The sequence below is a fragment of the Prevotella sp. TF12-30 genome, from assembly GCF_003436715.1.
GTDB classification, from domain to species: domain Bacteria; phylum Bacteroidota; class Bacteroidia; order Bacteroidales; family Bacteroidaceae; genus Prevotella; species Prevotella copri_A.
In genome coordinates this window covers 53,177-69,540 of the sequence record NZ_QSQJ01000004.1, presented here as the reverse complement: position 1 = coordinate 69,540, position 16,364 = coordinate 53,177, and the positions used below count along the sequence as shown (strand labels likewise).

The following is a 16,364-nucleotide window of genomic DNA, read 5'->3' as shown; positions in this document are numbered from 1 at the left end:
CCCTCCACAATTTATCGGTTGTTACTCTTTCCGGTATCCACCTTCATACCTTCTGATACCTTCTGCTGACCATTGATGATGACCTGGTCGCCAGTATGAAGTCCCGAGAGAATGATGATGCCGTCTCCCTCGAAATCGCCTATGGTTACAGGTTGCTGGTGCGCCTTGCCGTTTACTACGGTCCAAACGAATCGGGAGTTATCTACATCCAATTCAACGCTTTGCGGCGGAACGATGATATGAGCCGGTGCTGCTGCGCTGCCCTGAATCTGGGCGTTGCAGACCATACCCGGGAGCAGGCGACCCTGCGGATTGGTGATGCCCACCTTGATGTCGTAGGTATGCGAGATAGGGTTGGCATCGATGCCTTTTTCTGAGATGGTTCCATAGAAGACGGCTCCGGAAAGAGCGGCAACCGTCAGCTTTACCTTGTCGCCTACGTGGAGATGCGAGATTTCTGCTTCGGGTACGGAAACCTTGGCGTTGACCTGAGCCACATTGGCGAGTTTCAGCACGGGCTGACCAGGAAGCACGTAGGTTCCCATATCCACATTCTTGGCAGCGATGACGCCAGAAAACGGAGCGGTGAGTGTGGAGTGGGAGAGTTGCTGACGGGCGATGCTTTCGGCAGCCTTCGCCTGCTCCAGTTTACTTTCTATCTCCACCCATTTCATATCCGAGATGGTTCCCGACTGATGGAGGGGCAGGAATCTCCTGTAGGCATCTTCTGCCTGCTTCAGGGTGGTGAGGGTAGCCCGGTGAGCCTCCTTCACGGTAGTAGGGTTGATGGTGGCAAGCAACTGGCCCTTGCTGACTCTGTCACCCTCATCTACACGGATGGAAGTGATATTTCCGGCGATTTCGAAACTGAGTGTTGATCCCATCTTTTCCTCGATGGTACCCACATAGTCTTTCGTTCCCCCCAGGTTTGTATTTCCTACAGAGATTGTTTCCACCTTGATATTCTTCTTTTCCATCTTCCTGGCTTTTTCCGTACATCCTGTCAACAGCAGGCAGAATCCCGTAATCATCAGACTGCATCCCATGAATATCAGACAGCTGCTACTGCATTTCATGAGCCATCCTGTCATACCATCTTTCTTTTTCATATCTTCTTCTTTTTGTTATTTTTTTGCAAAGGTATGAAATAATGGCGAATGTAAGGGGAACAAAGTATTAAATATGTTTAAGAACTAACGTTTTTTTAGAAAAAAGATGTACCTTTGCATATTGGAATAAACCATATAATTAAAATTCAATATGAAGAAAATCTTATCTATTGCTTTTGCTGCCTTATTGGCAACATCTTCTTTTGCCCAGAAAAGCGAAACGCTGCTGGAGCGCAACCAATTAGCAAAAACTCCTCCTATGGGATGGATGACATGGAACCTCTTTAAAGGTGACATCAGTGAACAGCTGATCAAGGAAACTGCCGATGCCATGGTAGAACATGGTTTCCGCGATGCCGGTTACGAATACATCTTTATAGATGACTTGTGGCAGGGAGGTCGTGACCGCCATAATAACATCATTCCAGACCCAAAGAAGTTCCCGAATGGTATCAAGGCGCTTGCCGACTATGTTCACTCCAAGGGATTGAAGTTGGGTATCTATTCAGATGCAGCCCAGCTTACCTGCGGTGGATGGACAGCCAGTTATGGTTTCGAGGAGCAGGATGCCCGCACCTTTGCTTCATGGGGTATCGACTATCTGAAATATGACTACTGCAATGCTCCGGAGGACAGTGCCACAGCCCGTAAACGCTATCATGCGATGGCTCAGGCTTTGAGCAAGTCGGGTAGAAACATCGTTCTAGGTATCTGCGAATGGGGACAGCGCAACTGCGAAGAATGGTGCGAGCAGGTAGGCGGTTCGCTCTGGAGAACCAGCTATGATGTAAGAGATATGTGGAAAGATATCGTGAAGCAAGGCGGTATGGGTATTCTCGATATCGTGAATATCACAGCACCGCTCGCCAAGGATGTTCGCCACGGACAGTGGCCTGATATGGATATGCTGGTTGTGGGATTGAATGGCAAGGGCGGACCATCCAGTGATCTGGGTGGAGTTGGCTGCAGCTATACTGAGTATCAGACCCAGATGAGTATGTGGTGCATGATGTCATCAGTACTGGCATTGAGCAACGACCTCAGAAAGCTTTCTGCTGAGGATAAGCGCATTCTCCTGAACAAGGAAATCATCGCCATTGATCAGGATCCGTTGGGCAAGGCTGCTGAGCGCAAGGTAAATCAGGCTGATCATCAGATTTATGTTCGTCCTTTGGCAAATGGTTCTCATGCCGTTGCCATTCTTAACTGTGGTGATAAAGATAAGTCTATTCAGGCAGATTTCAAGCAGTTGGGCTTAAACGGCAAGTATCTGGTAAGAGATGTATGGCAGCATCGCGACATTGCTAAGAAGGCAAACAGATGGAAAGGCACCGTGAAAGCTCACGAAACCAAGGTGTTTGTATTGAAATAAGCTATAAGTTGGGCTCTCTTTCTAAGTATGAAGAGAGCCCCTACTTTTTTACTTTTAAGGGACGTTATGATAAATAGTGGTTATGAAAAGCATCGTTTAGGGAAATTCCTCTATCGGTTTAGGGAAAATCCTTACTATACCTCCATAAATCGCCTTATCTTTGCAGCAGAAATCAGAAAGATGACGGAATTGACGATGATTCTGGAATCTGATGGTTTCCTGGAAAATGGAAGTTTAACATATAAAATAAGATAAGATTATGAAGAAGTTAATCATAGCACTAGTAGCAATGTTCATGATGACATTCACTTCTGCATCAGCAATGAGTTATGAACAGGCTCGCCAGCAGGCTCTGTTTCTGACAGACAAGATGGCTTACGAGCTGAATCTGACAGATGATCAGTATGAGGCAGCCTATGAGGTGAACCTCGACTATCTGATGGGCGTAGATACCTACGACGATCTCTACGGCATCTATTGGCGTCAGCGTAATCTCGACTTGAGCTATATCCTTCTGGATTGGCAGTATCGCTCATTCTGTGCCGCAAGCTATTTCTACCGTCCTCTTTACTGGGATGGTGGTTACTTCCACTTCGGCATCTATGCACGCTACCCACGCAGAGATTACTTCTTCTTCGGAAGACCTCATTTCTATGCTGTATATCGTGGTGGACACAGCTGGAGAATGAATGGTGGCAGAAGCTGGTATCACGGACGTGAATTCGGCGGTCCGCGCCCTATCGGTGTTCGAGGTCAGGAACCAAGATTCGGTATGCGTGATGGATTCAACCGTGGCGATTATGGTCGTGGCAAGACGTTCGGTAACCTCAATCGTCAGAGCAGTACAAGAACTACGGTTACACGTGATCATTCTATCGGCAACAGTCGCCAAAATAATGCTACCTTTGGAAGTGGTGTCCGTGGCGGTGGTTCTTTCGGAGGTTATAACCGAAGCGGATTCGGCAGTGGCTCTACCAACAACAGCCGTTCGTTTAATAATGGTTTCACACCACGTTCCAGTACTCCAAGCAGGGGATCTTTCGGCGGAAACCGTGGCGGCAATTCGTTGAATAACAGCCGTTCATTCAACAGTGGAAGCCGTTCCTTTGGCGGAGGCAGCAATGGTGCCCGCAGTTCCTTTGGAGGTGGTTCTTTCCGTAGCAAGAGCAATAATGGCGGCGGATCATTCGGTGGCAGAAGATAGTTAAGACCAATTTATCAAACCAAATATATACCAAAAGAAGGGACATTCCAAGTGATTGGGATGCCCCTTTGATTTTTTAGTATGATGAATTGATGTACTATCAAAGATCATCAAAAAAGATAATCTACAGAACTATATAATTGAATGACAAGTATATAGATGATAAAGAGAGGAGCTGACAGGCGTACCCCATCCGCCATTGCCTCTCCCATTGCCTCAATACTGTTCAGTCTTTGGCTGACTACGCCGAAAGACTGTGCCATGACAATGACCATAAAACAGATATAGGGCAAGATGCTTCTGGAAAAACTGCTGGAGGCATATCCTCCCATTACATTGAGCAGGATGGCATGAGGGATGAGCGTGAGCAACAGCATCACACCGATAAACAGGACGAATTCCAGGCAAACCAACCGCAAGGCATTGCGCTGTCGGTAAACCTTATGGTCGTAGTTTAACAAGCCGCTAGCCCGTAGCGTTCCCCAGGCAATGCTGATCAGCAATAGCCATACCAGCCAAGGTGACTGCAGGTTGGCGGTGAAAGTGCCGAAGAACCATCGGATACCTTCCGGGCTGAGCAATGACCGGGGAAAGACATCGGGCATAGCGGCAGTGATGAGCCAGGAAGCCAGCACCAGTACGATCTGTGCCAGTATCAGCAGGAACATGGCATAGCCACATATCCTGCTGAATGTATGACTATTCTTCATCAGCCTGCAAATTATCAATATCGATGATGCGTAACTCGCAGGCGCGTACCACGAGTCGGGTCGCATTCACGCTCATGCCATTATTTCCATCAGGGAAGAGCTTCTGTACGAGTTCATTCTGCCGCTTTTCCAGACTCTTCACTCCGAATGGCATACCTCGCAGGTTCGTGATCTGCTCCTTGGTATAACCCAGGGCGAGATGGCGGAGGAATCGCTCGTCGTACTCATCAATCTCGTAATTGATCATCGCCTCCTGATGCATCAGCTGGCTTCCTACGCTCTGCTTGAATCTATCAACGATTTTCTGGAGAATCGGCTGGTTGAAAACCAGTTTCTTTCCACTCATGCAGGAAGCCACGTCACCACGGGTCAGCAATTCTCCGCTCTTGAGGATGATGCCTTCACAGCCTGCATCGAGTACATCTACCCATAACTTCTCGTTGAGAATCTCACCGGTAAAGATCAGGACCTTCACATCAGGATACTGTTCCTTCGTGCTACGGCAAATTTCTACTCCAACAGTGGTGGAGCCACCCAGGCCAAGATCAAGCAGTACAAGGTCTGGCTTTTGCTGTTTGATGAGTTTCCAATAAGCGATTTCACTATCCGCAGTGCCGATGATTTCAGCTTCGGGTATGTCGTTCTTGAAGATTCCTTCTGTGCCTTTCAATTCCAGAGGCACATCTTCTACTATAATAACCTTAAATTTATTCATATCTTTGTCTTTATTATTTTTTCAGGTAAAACAATTTCTATCATGAGTTTGCCGTCTGATGACGGCTTGGCAAGAATGCCGCAGCCACGCAGGTTGGTTGCCTCCCCTATTTCTCTCACAATCTGGCGTGCCACCAGATATTTCATATCGCAGGTGAGCGGTGTGAAAAGATGTGGATGCCGAGTTGCGTCAAATGGAATATCTGGAAGAATATACTGGCAGGTGACATAGGCGGATGATGCGGCTGCTTCCTGATAAGTGAAGTTCTTCACTCCGCCAGTGATCAGTTTCCTGAGATATGCCAGCAAGTCTGCGTCGCATTTCACGGTTCCTTCCACCTGCTCCATTGCCTGTGCGCTGAGCATCGTATATATTGCCTTGTAGTAATCCACCAACTCCTGCAGGGAAGTAACATCCTCAGGTGTACTGTCGATAAGCTGTCTGATTCGCGATGGGTAATACATCGTTTCGTGCTTGAGCGTAGAGAGACAGTTATCGAGTACGGAATTGGCAATGTGCAACTTTCCGTTTTCATACTCGGCACGATGCAGTTCGTCTTCAGCCATTTCTATATTCGTAGCCTCATTCTGCTGCATATCAATGCTTTGCTTCAGTGCCTGCGAGATACGTTCCACCACCTTGTTGAGCTGAGGAAAAAGCTGAACGTTACGTATGTTATTGCTGCCGGATGGAGTCCAGATTCCGGTAATCTGTTTCAGCTTATCCGTGTTGGAATCACCACTGAGCAACACCTTGTTGATGCCATTGATCTTTTCTACGGCATAGCGATAACGGAGGATGTGGCGATAGTATAGCAGATAGTATGCCAGTGGCAATTGTAACAGCAGGATAATCAGCAAGACGATGGCTACCGCCTTCGAGTTTTCTGAAGTCTGCATGGTTCTTACGTAGTTATCGAGCGAATTATCCGCACTCCGTTCACGGAAAAGCTGTGTATATACCTTGTTGTTACTATCGTATAGTTCCCATTTGTGGAGCGCCAACGCTGCCACGGCACTCTCATTACGGATATCGAGTATGATCTCGTAGTTGGTTGGCAAACTGTCGTGCAGCCATTGGATTTCGGCAGCGGTTCCTTTCATGGGATGTGCCACCATCAGATATTTCCCATCAGGATTCAATGTCAGATAGTATCGGTTGAGATAGCTGCGAGACGAATCTGCCATAGCCAGGGTCCGCTCGTAGGTACCATTGATATTACTGAAATAGGCACTATCGGCATAGGATGCTGCTTTTTGCAGCAATCGCGATGTCTGCTTATTGCCCCTGTGCCTGTCAGTTCTGTGCTTGTCAGTTCTGTGCATAGAGACCTTATTCCGGATGCTTCCCTGTACGGCAGATGGGATATTACAACCTATCAGCATCAAGGCAAGCATCAGTATCATTTGCATTTTCCGAATACCGCAAGGCAGTCGGAAAGTGAACCTACTACCCTTTCCAGGCTCACTCTCTGCCTGAATATTACAAGGAGAGAAAAGCGAACTGATTTTCTTGTACTTATCGATGATGCCCTTACAGTTGAGCAATCCGAATCCATGTCCGCCGGTATAGGTGCGGTCGAAGATATGCTCCAGTGTTTCTTCATCCATACCTTTTCCCGTATCTTCTACAGATATTTCTACAAATGCCTGATGGCTCTTGGCACTAACCACGACCTCACCTCCTGCAGGTGTAAACTTCCTGGCGTTGTCGGCGATGGTGTTAATCATGAATAGTGTCAGCGTACGGTCTGCCTTTACCGTGGCATCTGTAGGCTGTACGGTCAGTTTGACCCCACGCATTTGAAAACTCATTTTTCCCTTGGCAACAATATCGAAAAGTGGCTGGAGCGGGAAACTCTCAATGCGGAGATTGATGGCTCCCTGGCGCATCTGTATCCAATCGGTGAGAATCGAATTATATTGGTTGATCTTGTCTGTCAACTCTGAGATATAGGTATATCGCTCCTGTTTCACTTCTTCAGGATCATCACCCTTCATCAGCCTATCTACCTCATGGATCATACGGTCGATAAACGGGGTGATGCTATTGACCAAAGAAAGCTTGGCACGCTGTTCCAGGTTGCGGCGTCTATTGTCAGATATATGAAGCTGGACCATATTCTTGGCTTCTTCCAATTCTTCATGCTTTTCTGATAACGAATTGATATGCTGTATGTTCTGTTCTTCCCATTCATGTAAAGGTATCAGCAGGGATTCTACAGAACTTTCCTTGGTATTGCGGCGCTTCATTCTGTCGAATACATAGAGCAAGATCATAACCAGGACTATCATAAAGATTACCGCAGCAATCATCGTGTTCAGCTGGACGGCGTTGTTGTCCAACTGAGTGGCACGCGCTTCTAACTGCCTGTCTTGTCGGCTCTGCTCCTGCAAATCGAGGTAAATATTGCGGTTGTAATCGCTTTCCGGCTTATCATCGATGGCGGAATAAACCAGGCTGAGTCTTTCCCGGATAGATGCCACCAGGTCGGGTGCCTGCTGGATGGCTCTGTTCTGGTTGAGTGCCCTATTCAGGCAATCGCCTGCCGATTTATAATCCTTGATCTGCCAGTAGCATTCTGCCAGTGTGCGGTATGCTCCTGCCGTCTGGTAAACGTCTCCATATTCAGAAAAGATATTGAGTGCGCGTTGCGCAAAGTTTCCTGCCAGAAGTTCCAAAGGCATCTGTTCAACATTGAGATACTGGAAAGCCGGCAGATTGTTTTTTACCAGGAAATCACGCTGTTCCGGATCCTGAATATGTTCGCTGATAGATTGCAGTGCGTTTGCCTGCCAGTATGGATAAGGATTGCTGCCACTTGCCAAAAAGTAGAGGCGAATGAGCATATCAAATTCCGCCTGACAGATTTCCTGTGGGGTGCCATGAGTGATGGCGCCACCAGCTCCCATATTATAAAGATAGTTGAGATACTGTGCCGTATCCTGTTCCACTTCATCCGGGTCAAGATCTGCCAGCGCATTGAGCATCGGCTTGTCTAGCTGTACATAATAAAAATAGGTGGCAGCAACGATATCAAACTCACTCTTCGCATAAATGGCGCGCTGACGCTCCCGAAGAGGAAGGTTATCTATTTCCTCACCGATTCTTCGCAGTTTACGGATGGCTTTTTCTCTAAAGCTGTAGAAATCCTTGTTGCGGGCCTCACGCTGACAGAGTCGCATATTCTGAACGTCGGCAATAAGGAGTTCTATCTGGTTGTCACTGCGTTCGTTTACCTTGTCAAGCCATTGCTTGGCAGTATGGTAATCCATCTTGGCAATAGCCACAAAAGCCAGGTTATTGCAAGCCTCCGCATATCCGGCAGGATAGTCTTCGGAAAGAGTCAAAGCCTTCTCTGCCAATACTTTAGTAGAATCAAGGTTACGATAGTGAAGCGCATAAGAAAGATAATTCAGCTCATCTACTTCGCCCTTATGCGATGGCGAACAAGCTGAAAAAACAAACATCGCCACCATCATACAGATGATGGCGATGCCATAAATATGATGAAATCTTTTATGCATTCTGATTATGCACGTGCCTTAGCAATGTAGCCCAAAGCTTCCTGGCACTTGGCTGTGATGGCAGCCCAATCTGCTGCAGCAACAGTCTCCTTAGGGAAGAGCTTAGAACCCATACCTACACAGAGAACACCTGCCTTGATCCAAGGAGTAAGGTTCTCCTCTGTTGGCTCTACTGCACCTGTTACCATGATGTTGCTCCAACGCAATGGTGCCATTACATTCTTAACGAATGAAGGACCACCTACATTACCTGCAGGGAATACCTTGGTTACATCGCAACCTGCTGCCTGAGCATTGTTGATCTCTGTTACAGAACCACAACCTGGTGAATAAGGCACCAAACGACGGTTACATACTGGAGCAATGTCAGGGTTGAAGTTAGGACCAACGATGAAGTTTGCACCCAACTGGAGATACAAGGAAGCTGTACCAGCATCAACCACAGTACCAGCACCCAAGATCATCTCTGGGCACTCCTTATCAGCCCACTTTACCAACTCACCGAAAATCTCGTGAGCGAAATCGCCACGGTTGGTGAATTCAAATACGCGAACGCCACCCTCGTAGCATGCCTTGATCACGTTCTTGCAGATTTCGATATCTTTATTGAAGAATACAGGAACCATACCAGTCTCTTTCATAGCTGCCATGACCTGCATTTTGCTAAACTTTGCCATCTTTTTGTTTTAATGTTAAATGTTTAATGTTAAGTGTTATCGCTGTACACGACCATTAGCGTTACCGCCAGCAAGGCTCTCAACCTCGTCAACAGAAACCAAGTTGAAGTCGCCAGGGATAGTGTGCTTCAATGCAGAAGCAGCAACAGCGAACTCAAGTGCCTCGCCCTGAGTCTCCTTAGTCAGGAGACCATGGATCAAACCGCCAGAGAAAGAGTCACCACCACCTACGCGGTCGATAATAGGGTTGATATCGTAGTGCTTGCTCTGATAGAACTCCTTACCATCATAGATAAGAGCCTTCCAGCCATTATGAGTAGCAGAAAGAGACTCACGGAGCGTAGAAACGACATACTTGAAGCCGAACTCTTCCATCATACCCTTGAAGATGCCATAGTAACCCTCAGCATCAGTCTTGCCGCCTTCTACGTCAGCATCAGGCTTGAAGCCCAGGCAAAGCTGAGCATCTTCCTCGTTACCGATGCAAACATCTACATACTGCATCAATGGGCGCATCACAGAGATAGCCTTCTCTGATGTCCAGAGCTTCTTGCGGAAGTTGAGGTCAACAGATACTGTTACGCCATGACGCTTAGCAGCCTCACAAGCCAACTTGGTCAATTCTGCAGCCTTATCGCTGATAGCAGGAGTAATTCCGCTCCAGTGGAACCACTGAGCACCCTCCATTATCTTGTCAAAGTCGAAATCAGAAGGATCAGCCTCTGCGATAGCGCTGTGAGCACGGTCGTAGATAACCTTAGATGGGCGCATAGAAGCACCTGTCTCTGCATAGTAGAGACCTACTCTATCACCACCGCGGGCGATAAACTCAGTATTGACGCCGTAACGACGAAGACCATTTACTGCAATCTGGCCAATCTCGTGCTTTGGCAACTTTGATACGAAATATGCATCGTGACCATAGTTAGCAAGGCTAACAGCAACGTTAGCCTCACCACCACCAGGGATGATGCGAAGTGACTCACTCTGGATGAAACGATCGTTGCCTTCTGGTGACAAACGAAGCATAATCTCGCCTAATGTTACAATCTTTGCCATTGTTTGATAGTTTTAATTTCTTTGTTTTTATTGTTTGTTTACTAATAGACAATTTTGTTGTAGTTGTCCGTAACCGTTGGCAAAAATAGCTATAATTTCTCGAATACCAAAATTTAATCGCAGTTTTTTTCATTTATCGCCCTATTTTTTCGTATTTTTCTCACTTTTCCCCTTTTTTTCTCCTTTTTTTTCGATTTTTGTGCAAAAAAAGAGCTGTGCATTCGCACAATTCAAAAAAATGTTGTATATTTGCGCCCGAATGCTGATGGTGTGACCGCACACAAACCAGAGTTCAACAAAACATAGTAAAAAAGCACAGTTTGTGCGCACAGTTATGAAAGGAACGCTGTCGTCTTTCTAGATAAAAGTCTCCTACTATATAATAATGTGCGTGCGATGTGCTCAAACCATAAACTTAAAAACAATGGCCGAAAGAATCAGAATCAAAGATATCGCCGAAAGAGCAGGCGTATCTGTAGGAACAGTGGACCGTGTGCTCCACGACCGCCCGAACGTGTCGAAGCCGGCTCGTGAGAAGGTGGAACAAGCGCTCAAGGAAATGAATTATCAACCTAATATGTATGCCAGTGCATTGGCATACAACAAGGCTTATACTTTTCATCTTCTGATACCGAAGCATGAATCGGAAGCCTATTGGGAAGAGATAGAAGAAGGTGCCCGAAAGTGCGAAGACCAGCGCCGGGATTTCCATATCGATTTAGAGATTCGATTCTACGAGCGTTCCAGTGAGGATTCTTTCAAGGCTGTTTCACAAGAGATTCTTGATGCCAATCCGGAAGGTGTTATCATAGTACCATCATCTTTGGAAGTGACACGTGGTTTTACAGACCAGTTGCATCAAAAGGGTATTCCATTTATCCTGCTCGATTCTTATATGCCAGACTTGCGCCCTCTCTCCTTCTATGGACAGGATTCGTTCTGCTCTGGCTACTTTGCAGCTAAGATGCTGATGATGCTTGCGGGCAATGAGAAAGAAGTGATGCTGATGAGACAGACCAAGGATGGCCATGTGGTCAGCAAGCAGCAGGATAACCGTGAGGTGGGATTCCGTCATTATATGCACGATCATTTCCCACAGATTGTCATCAATGTGCTTGATCTTCCGCTCAATGGAACCCGCAACGAGTACCAGAAGATGCTGGGTCAGTACTTTGATGAACATCCTGCTACACATCATTGCATAACAATGACATCGAAGGCGCATATCGTGGGAGATTATCTCCTTAAGTCCAATCGTCGTGATGTACAGATCATGGGTTATGATATGGTGGGCAAGAATGCAAAATGTCTTCGCGAGGGCAGTATCTCGTTCCTCATCGCACAGCATGCCTATATGCAGGGCTACTATTGCGTGGATACCCTCTTCCGTGCCATCGTTCTCAAGAAGAAGGTGAATCCGGTGAATTACATGCCTATTGAGCTGCTGATGAAGGAGAATATCGATTTCTACCGCAGGACGCAGATCTAAGGCGGAAATGAAGAGACAAGAATAGAATTATAAATGATAAATAAACAAAAACAAAACTACAGAATGAAACTATCAAGCTTTATCAAGATTAACCCTGCCGACTCGGTAGTGGTTTGTTTGCGTCCTATGCAGAAGGGCGAGGTTATCGAGGTGGATGGCAAGAGTATCACTCTCTTGCAGGATACTCCAGCTGGTCATAAGGTGCTCATCGATGATGCTGCCGAGGGACAGAACATCATCAAGTATGGCTACCCTATCGGTCATGCCAAGCAGAATCTGAAGCAGGGTGAATGGGTGAATGAGAACAATCTCAAGACCAACCTTGCCGGTACGCTGGAATATACCTATAATCCAGTAGATGAGCAGTTGGACATTGCCAAGGAATCACGTACCTTCCAGGGCTATGTACGCAAGAATGGCGAAGTAGGTGTAAGAAACGAGGTGTGGGTAGTACCAACCGTAGGTTGCGTGAATGGTGTTGCCGAGAAACTCGTAGAGCTCCTGAAGAAGGAGACTGGCTGTGAGGGCATTGATGCCATCCACGCTTGGCATCATAATTTCGGTTGCTCTCAGCTTTCCGGCGACCACGAGAACACCCGCAAGATTCTCCGTGATATCTGTCTGCATCCGAACGCTGGTGCTGTTCTCGTTCTCTCATTGGGTTGTGAGAACAATCAGCCTGACGACTTCATGAAGATGTTGGGCGATTACGATCAGGATCGCATCAAGCTCCTGGTAACCCAGAAGGTTGAGGGTGATGAGATCGAAGAAGGAATGAAGATTCTCCGTAATCTCTATGCCAAGGCTAAGGAGGATAAGCGTGAGGAGGTACCGGTAAGCAAGCTTCGCGTAGGTTTGAAGTGTGGTGGTTCTGACGGCTTCAGTGGTATCACTGCCAACCCTCTCGTTGGTGAATTCTCAGACTGGTTGGTTGCTCAGGGCGGAACCAGCATCCTTACCGAGGTGCCTGAGATGTTTGGTGCTGAGACTATTCTGATGAACCGTTGTGAGAACAAGGAACTCTTCGACAAGACCGTTCATCTCATCAATGATTTCAAGGAGTACTTCCTCAGTCATGGTGAGCCTGTTGGTGAGAATCCTTCTCCAGGTAACAAGGCAGGTGGTATCTCTACTCTGGAAGATAAGGCACTGGGTTGTACCCAGAAGTGCGGTCGTGCTCCTGTCAGTGGCGTGCTGCAGTATGGTGACCGTTTGGAGACAACAGGTCTGAACCTCTTGTCAGCACCAGGCAATGACCTCGTGGCAGCAACCGCATTGGCTTCAGCAGGCTGTCAGCTTGTGCTTTTCACAACGGGTCGTGGTACCCCATTCGGAACATTCGTTCCAACCATGAAGATTTCAACCAATAGCAAGCTTGCCCAGAACAAGCCAAATTGGATTGACTTCAATGCCGGAGAACTGGTTGAAGGCACCGATATGAAGGAGTTGGCAAACAAGTTCATCGATAAGATCATAGCAGTTGCCAGTGGCGAGGAAGCCCGCAACGAGTACAACGGCTATCGTGAGATTTCCATTTTCAAGAATGGAGTAACATTGTAATAACTTAAAAAGAAACATGAGTAATAAGAAAGGATTGTTGGCGTTGTCGCCATTGTTTTTATTGATTGTCCTCATCGTGGCATTCACCGTCTATTCAGTAGATGCCAGTCATAAGGATACTAACTTGTCGCTTACCGTGGCATTTATGATCTCCAGTATCTATGCCATAGCGATTTCTGGTGGTATGCCCATCAAGAGTCGTGTAGATACCTATAGCAAGGGTGCCGGTGCCAACAATCTGATGCTCATGTTGTGGATATATGTATTGGCAGGTTCCTTCGCAGCTTCGGCTAAGGCGATGGGAGCTGTCGATGCAACAGTCAATCTTGCACTCAGCATTCTTCCGGCAAGTATGATTCTGCCGGGACTGTTTCTGGCAGCCTGCTTTATCTCCGTATCCATCGGAACAAGTGTAGGTACTGTTGTGGCACTTGTTCCGATAGCTGCGGGACTCGCCCACTCCATGGACGTTAATACAGGTATGATGACAGCTATCATCGTTGGTGGAGCTTACTTTGGAGACAATCTCTCCTTTATCTCTGATACCACGGTAGTTGCTACCCAGACTCAGAATTGCAAGATGAGCGATAAGTTCCGTGTCAACTCTCTTATCGTAGTACCTGCCGCCGTAATAGTACTGGCTATCTATGCCGTGATGGGTATCGGTCTGCAGGCACCTACTGATATTCCGGAGGTAGAATATGTCAAGGTAGTCCCTTATCTGGTAGTGCTTGTCACTGCTGTGGCGGGTATGAATGTAATGGCGGTTCTTACGATGGGAACATTGCTCTGTGGTGTGATAGGTATAAGCTGTCAGCTCCTGGGTGCTACCGGAGGTTACGATCTCTTCGGCTGGTTCTCAGCCATGGGTAACGGAATCATCGGTATGGGCGAACTGGTCATCATCGCAATGATGGCGGGTGGCATGCTCGAAATCATCCGTGAGAATGGCGGTATCAATTATATCATCGACAAGATTACGGCACACGTCAGCAACAAGCGAGGAGCCGAACTGTCTATTGCCGCACTGGTTTCCATGGTCAATGTATGCACTGCCAACAATACGGTTGCCATCCTCACGGTAGGCAATATAGCCAAGAAAATCGGTGATAAGTTTGGAGTTGACAACCGCAAGGCAGCCAGTATCCTCGATACTTTCTCCTGTACGGTTCAGGGCTTGATACCTTACGGAGTACAGATGCTTCTGGCAGCAGGTCTTGCCAATCTGAGTCCGATGGATATCCTTCCATACCTCTATTATCCTCTGGCTATCGGTATAGCTGCGCTGTTTTCGATACTATTTCGTTACCCGAAGCGATACAGCTAGAATGGAAGTAGCTTATTGCCAATTGTTTAACTTTTAAATGAATACACGATGGATTTTTTACAGAGAAACCTTTTTGTCAAGCTGCGTTCCGATCACTTTCATACGAAGGAGGAGATGGAACCGATGACTACCTTCAAGCAGAAGAAGATAGCCCAGATGATGAAGAACCTCAGCGATGTGCCTGCGGGTGAAGTACGCATGAACAATGGTTTCCTGAACCGACGTTTAGCCAGCATACAGGAAAACGAGCGTCATGCCATCGACACCTCTATTGAGACCATTCATTTACTTCGCATCATCGTATCCAATATCAATGGAATATTAGCCAATGGCGTTAATCTCGGTGGCATCATCGAGATGGGAAACTACCTGCGCACCAAGGGCGACAAGGTAGATTTCGTAAAACTGGAAAATTGGCTGCGCAAGCTCCGCATCCAGCGTATGGCGCAGTTGCAGGGCAGTGTACTTATCCTTTTCTTCGAATTTGAACAGGATGAGATACCTTTCGTGCGCCGTGTAGAACGTGGTGCCTACAAGCTGACCCTCCGTTCGCTTTATTATAATAGTCTCGATCAGCAGGAAATTTTATTCGAGCAGACCCAGGCTGGATTCGTTCGCACCACCGGTGGCACGATGCGCAAAAACCTGCGCCGCAGTATGCGGTATCTGGAATATGCGCCCATAGAAACTATCAGCAATTTCTGCAATAACTTCTACCGCTCGCTCTCAGAAATCGAAGAATAATATAAAATATATAAAAAATAAGCATACTCTGTGACGAATTTCAAGCGATTTTCGTACCTTTGCATCTATGAAACGATTTTGTATAACAATAATATCATCTATTATAACACTATGCGCAAGTGCGCAGGTGCAATGCGAGGATACCTGCAGTCATGTGCATGGCATAGACCTCAGCCACTATCAGGGCAATGTGTTCTGGGAAACGGTGGGCGATAACTCCAAGATGGCGTATGTTTATCTGAAGGCTACCGAAGGTGGAACCAATGTAGATAGCAAATATAAGCAGAATATTGATCTGGCTCATAGATATGGACTCAAGGTGGGTTCATACCACTTTTACCGTGCCCGTATTCCGCAGAAGACCCAGTTGGAGAATTTCATGGCTCAATGCCGACCGGGCGACCAGGATCTCTTGCCTATGATTGACGTAGAGACCAAGAGTGGTTTGGAAACAGAAGAATTTTGCGACTCACTCTTTAAGTTCCTGCATCTCGTGGAAAAGGCATACAAACAGAAGCCGCTCATCTATACGGGTGCCAACTTCTATGACCATTATCTCTTGGGAAAGCTCGACAGTTACAAACTGATGATAGCACAATATACCAAGCGAGAACCAGTGCTCAAGGATGGAAGAGACTTTGAAATGTGGCAATATACCGGTAAGGGAAAGCTGAACGGTATCAATGGCTACGTGGATAAGAGCAGATTCATGGGCAGGCATCGATTGAGAGAGATTAGATTCAGACACAGATAAGACATTGGAACTTTGAACTTTGAACTTGGAACTTTGAACTTTATGATTAGTTTTAAGGTAAAGAGTGAATAGGGTCTGAAAGCATAGAAACAAGAATATATTTTAGTAAAACATAAA

General features: G+C 46.8%; 13 protein-coding genes. 7 read left to right on the top strand and 6 right to left on the bottom strand.

Annotation, left to right across the window (positions count from 1 at the left end; genetic code table 11):
• Window positions 1–11: 11 nt before the first annotated feature.
• The gene (locus DXD25_RS02905; RefSeq protein ID WP_117661717.1) at window positions 12–1,109 is read right to left on the bottom strand and encodes an efflux RND transporter periplasmic adaptor subunit; all 1,098 of its coding nucleotides are present in this window, start codon (window positions 1,107–1,109) and stop codon (window positions 12–14) included.
• Between the two features lie 151 nt (window positions 1,110–1,260).
• Here DXD25_RS02905 and DXD25_RS02900 point away from each other — a divergent pair, with 151 nt between their 5' ends.
• Window positions 1,261–2,481, top strand: a complete 1,221-nt coding sequence (locus tag DXD25_RS02900) for a glycoside hydrolase family 27 protein (protein WP_117661716.1) — start codon at window positions 1,261–1,263, stop codon at window positions 2,479–2,481.
• Window positions 2,482–2,740: 259 nt separating this feature from the next.
• On the top strand, window positions 2,741–3,685 hold the full coding sequence (locus DXD25_RS02890; RefSeq protein ID WP_117661714.1) for a hypothetical protein: 945 nt from the start codon (window positions 2,741–2,743) through the stop codon (window positions 3,683–3,685).
• Between the two features lie 110 nt (window positions 3,686–3,795).
• Here the strand turns inward: DXD25_RS02890 and DXD25_RS02885 are convergent, their stop codons facing one another.
• Genes DXD25_RS02885 through DXD25_RS02865 form a run of 5 tightly spaced genes read right to left on the bottom strand, consistent with a single transcriptional unit; the run spans window position 3,796 to window position 10,373 of the window.
• Window positions 3,796–4,395: an AbgT family transporter gene (locus tag DXD25_RS02885; RefSeq protein WP_117661713.1), complete on the bottom strand. Its 600-nt coding sequence runs from the start codon at window positions 4,393–4,395 to the stop codon at window positions 3,796–3,798.
• Entirely contained in the window at window positions 4,385–5,110 is a 726-nt protein-coding gene (locus tag DXD25_RS02880) for a DUF5932 domain-containing protein (protein ID WP_089542569.1), read from the bottom strand. The genes DXD25_RS02885 and DXD25_RS02880 overlap by 11 nt, the downstream gene beginning before the upstream one ends.
• Window positions 5,107–8,637: a DUF5112 domain-containing protein gene (locus tag DXD25_RS02875; protein ID WP_117661712.1), complete on the bottom strand. Its 3,531-nt coding sequence runs from the start codon at window positions 8,635–8,637 to the stop codon at window positions 5,107–5,109. Before DXD25_RS02875 ends, DXD25_RS02880 begins: the two co-directional genes overlap by 4 nt.
• A gap of 5 nt (window positions 8,638–8,642) precedes the next feature.
• Window positions 8,643–9,314, bottom strand: coding sequence for a bifunctional 4-hydroxy-2-oxoglutarate aldolase/2-dehydro-3-deoxy-phosphogluconate aldolase (locus tag DXD25_RS02870; RefSeq protein ID WP_117661711.1), 672 nt, complete (start codon window positions 9,312–9,314; stop codon window positions 8,643–8,645).
• 36 nt (window positions 9,315–9,350) lie between these two features.
• Window positions 9,351–10,373 (bottom strand): sugar kinase, encoded by a 1,023-nt coding sequence (locus DXD25_RS02865; protein ID WP_117661710.1) that lies wholly within the window; start codon window positions 10,371–10,373, stop codon window positions 9,351–9,353.
• A 424-nt stretch (window positions 10,374–10,797) separates the two neighbouring features.
• Between DXD25_RS02865 and DXD25_RS02860 the strand changes: the two genes are divergently transcribed.
• The 5 genes from DXD25_RS02860 (at window position 10,798) to DXD25_RS02840 (ending at window position 16,247) form a co-directional block, all read left to right on the top strand.
• Complete coding sequence (locus tag DXD25_RS02860; RefSeq protein ID WP_117661709.1) at window positions 10,798–11,862, top strand: substrate-binding domain-containing protein; 1,065 nt, start codon at window positions 10,798–10,800, stop codon at window positions 11,860–11,862.
• A gap of 63 nt (window positions 11,863–11,925) precedes the next feature.
• Window positions 11,926–13,422, top strand: a complete 1,497-nt coding sequence (locus tag DXD25_RS02855; protein ID WP_117661708.1) for a UxaA family hydrolase — start codon at window positions 11,926–11,928, stop codon at window positions 13,420–13,422.
• A gap of 16 nt (window positions 13,423–13,438) precedes the next feature.
• Window positions 13,439–14,749 (top strand): Na+/H+ antiporter NhaC family protein, encoded by a 1,311-nt coding sequence (locus DXD25_RS02850; RefSeq protein WP_117661707.1) that lies wholly within the window; start codon window positions 13,439–13,441, stop codon window positions 14,747–14,749.
• Between the two features lie 48 nt (window positions 14,750–14,797).
• Window positions 14,798–15,493: a hypothetical protein gene (locus tag DXD25_RS02845; RefSeq protein WP_117661706.1), complete on the top strand. Its 696-nt coding sequence runs from the start codon at window positions 14,798–14,800 to the stop codon at window positions 15,491–15,493.
• A 67-nt stretch (window positions 15,494–15,560) separates the two neighbouring features.
• On the top strand, window positions 15,561–16,247 hold the full coding sequence (locus tag DXD25_RS02840) for a glycoside hydrolase family 25 protein (RefSeq protein WP_117661705.1): 687 nt from the start codon (window positions 15,561–15,563) through the stop codon (window positions 16,245–16,247).
• Window positions 16,248–16,364 lie beyond the last annotated feature (117 nt).

Excerpts from the sequence above, each read along its gene's own strand:
- DXD25_RS02840 (WP_117661705.1), top strand. The coding sequence starts at position 15,561 with ATGAAACGATTTTGTATAACAATAATATCATCTATTATAACACTATGC.
- DXD25_RS02900 (WP_117661716.1), top strand. The coding sequence starts at position 1,261 with ATGAAGAAAATCTTATCTATTGCTTTTGCTGCCTTATTGGCAACATCT.
- DXD25_RS02885 (WP_117661713.1), bottom strand. The coding sequence starts at position 4,395 with ATGAAGAATAGTCATACATTCAGCAGGATATGTGGCTATGCCATGTTC.
- DXD25_RS02850 (WP_117661707.1), top strand. The coding sequence starts at position 13,439 with ATGAGTAATAAGAAAGGATTGTTGGCGTTGTCGCCATTGTTTTTATTG.
- DXD25_RS02855 (WP_117661708.1), top strand. The coding sequence starts at position 11,926 with ATGAAACTATCAAGCTTTATCAAGATTAACCCTGCCGACTCGGTAGTG.
- DXD25_RS02875 (WP_117661712.1), bottom strand. The coding sequence starts at position 8,637 with ATGCATAAAAGATTTCATCATATTTATGGCATCGCCATCATCTGTATG.
- DXD25_RS02890 (WP_117661714.1), top strand. The coding sequence starts at position 2,741 with ATGAAGAAGTTAATCATAGCACTAGTAGCAATGTTCATGATGACATTC.
- DXD25_RS02860 (WP_117661709.1), top strand. The coding sequence starts at position 10,798 with ATGGCCGAAAGAATCAGAATCAAAGATATCGCCGAAAGAGCAGGCGTA.
- DXD25_RS02905 (WP_117661717.1), bottom strand. The coding sequence starts at position 1,109 with ATGAAAAAGAAAGATGGTATGACAGGATGGCTCATGAAATGCAGTAGC.
- DXD25_RS02870 (WP_117661711.1), bottom strand. The coding sequence starts at position 9,314 with ATGGCAAAGTTTAGCAAAATGCAGGTCATGGCAGCTATGAAAGAGACT.
- DXD25_RS02865 (WP_117661710.1), bottom strand. The coding sequence starts at position 10,373 with ATGGCAAAGATTGTAACATTAGGCGAGATTATGCTTCGTTTGTCACCA.
- DXD25_RS02845 (WP_117661706.1), top strand. The coding sequence starts at position 14,798 with ATGGATTTTTTACAGAGAAACCTTTTTGTCAAGCTGCGTTCCGATCAC.
- DXD25_RS02880 (WP_089542569.1), bottom strand. The coding sequence starts at position 5,110 with ATGAATAAATTTAAGGTTATTATAGTAGAAGATGTGCCTCTGGAATTG.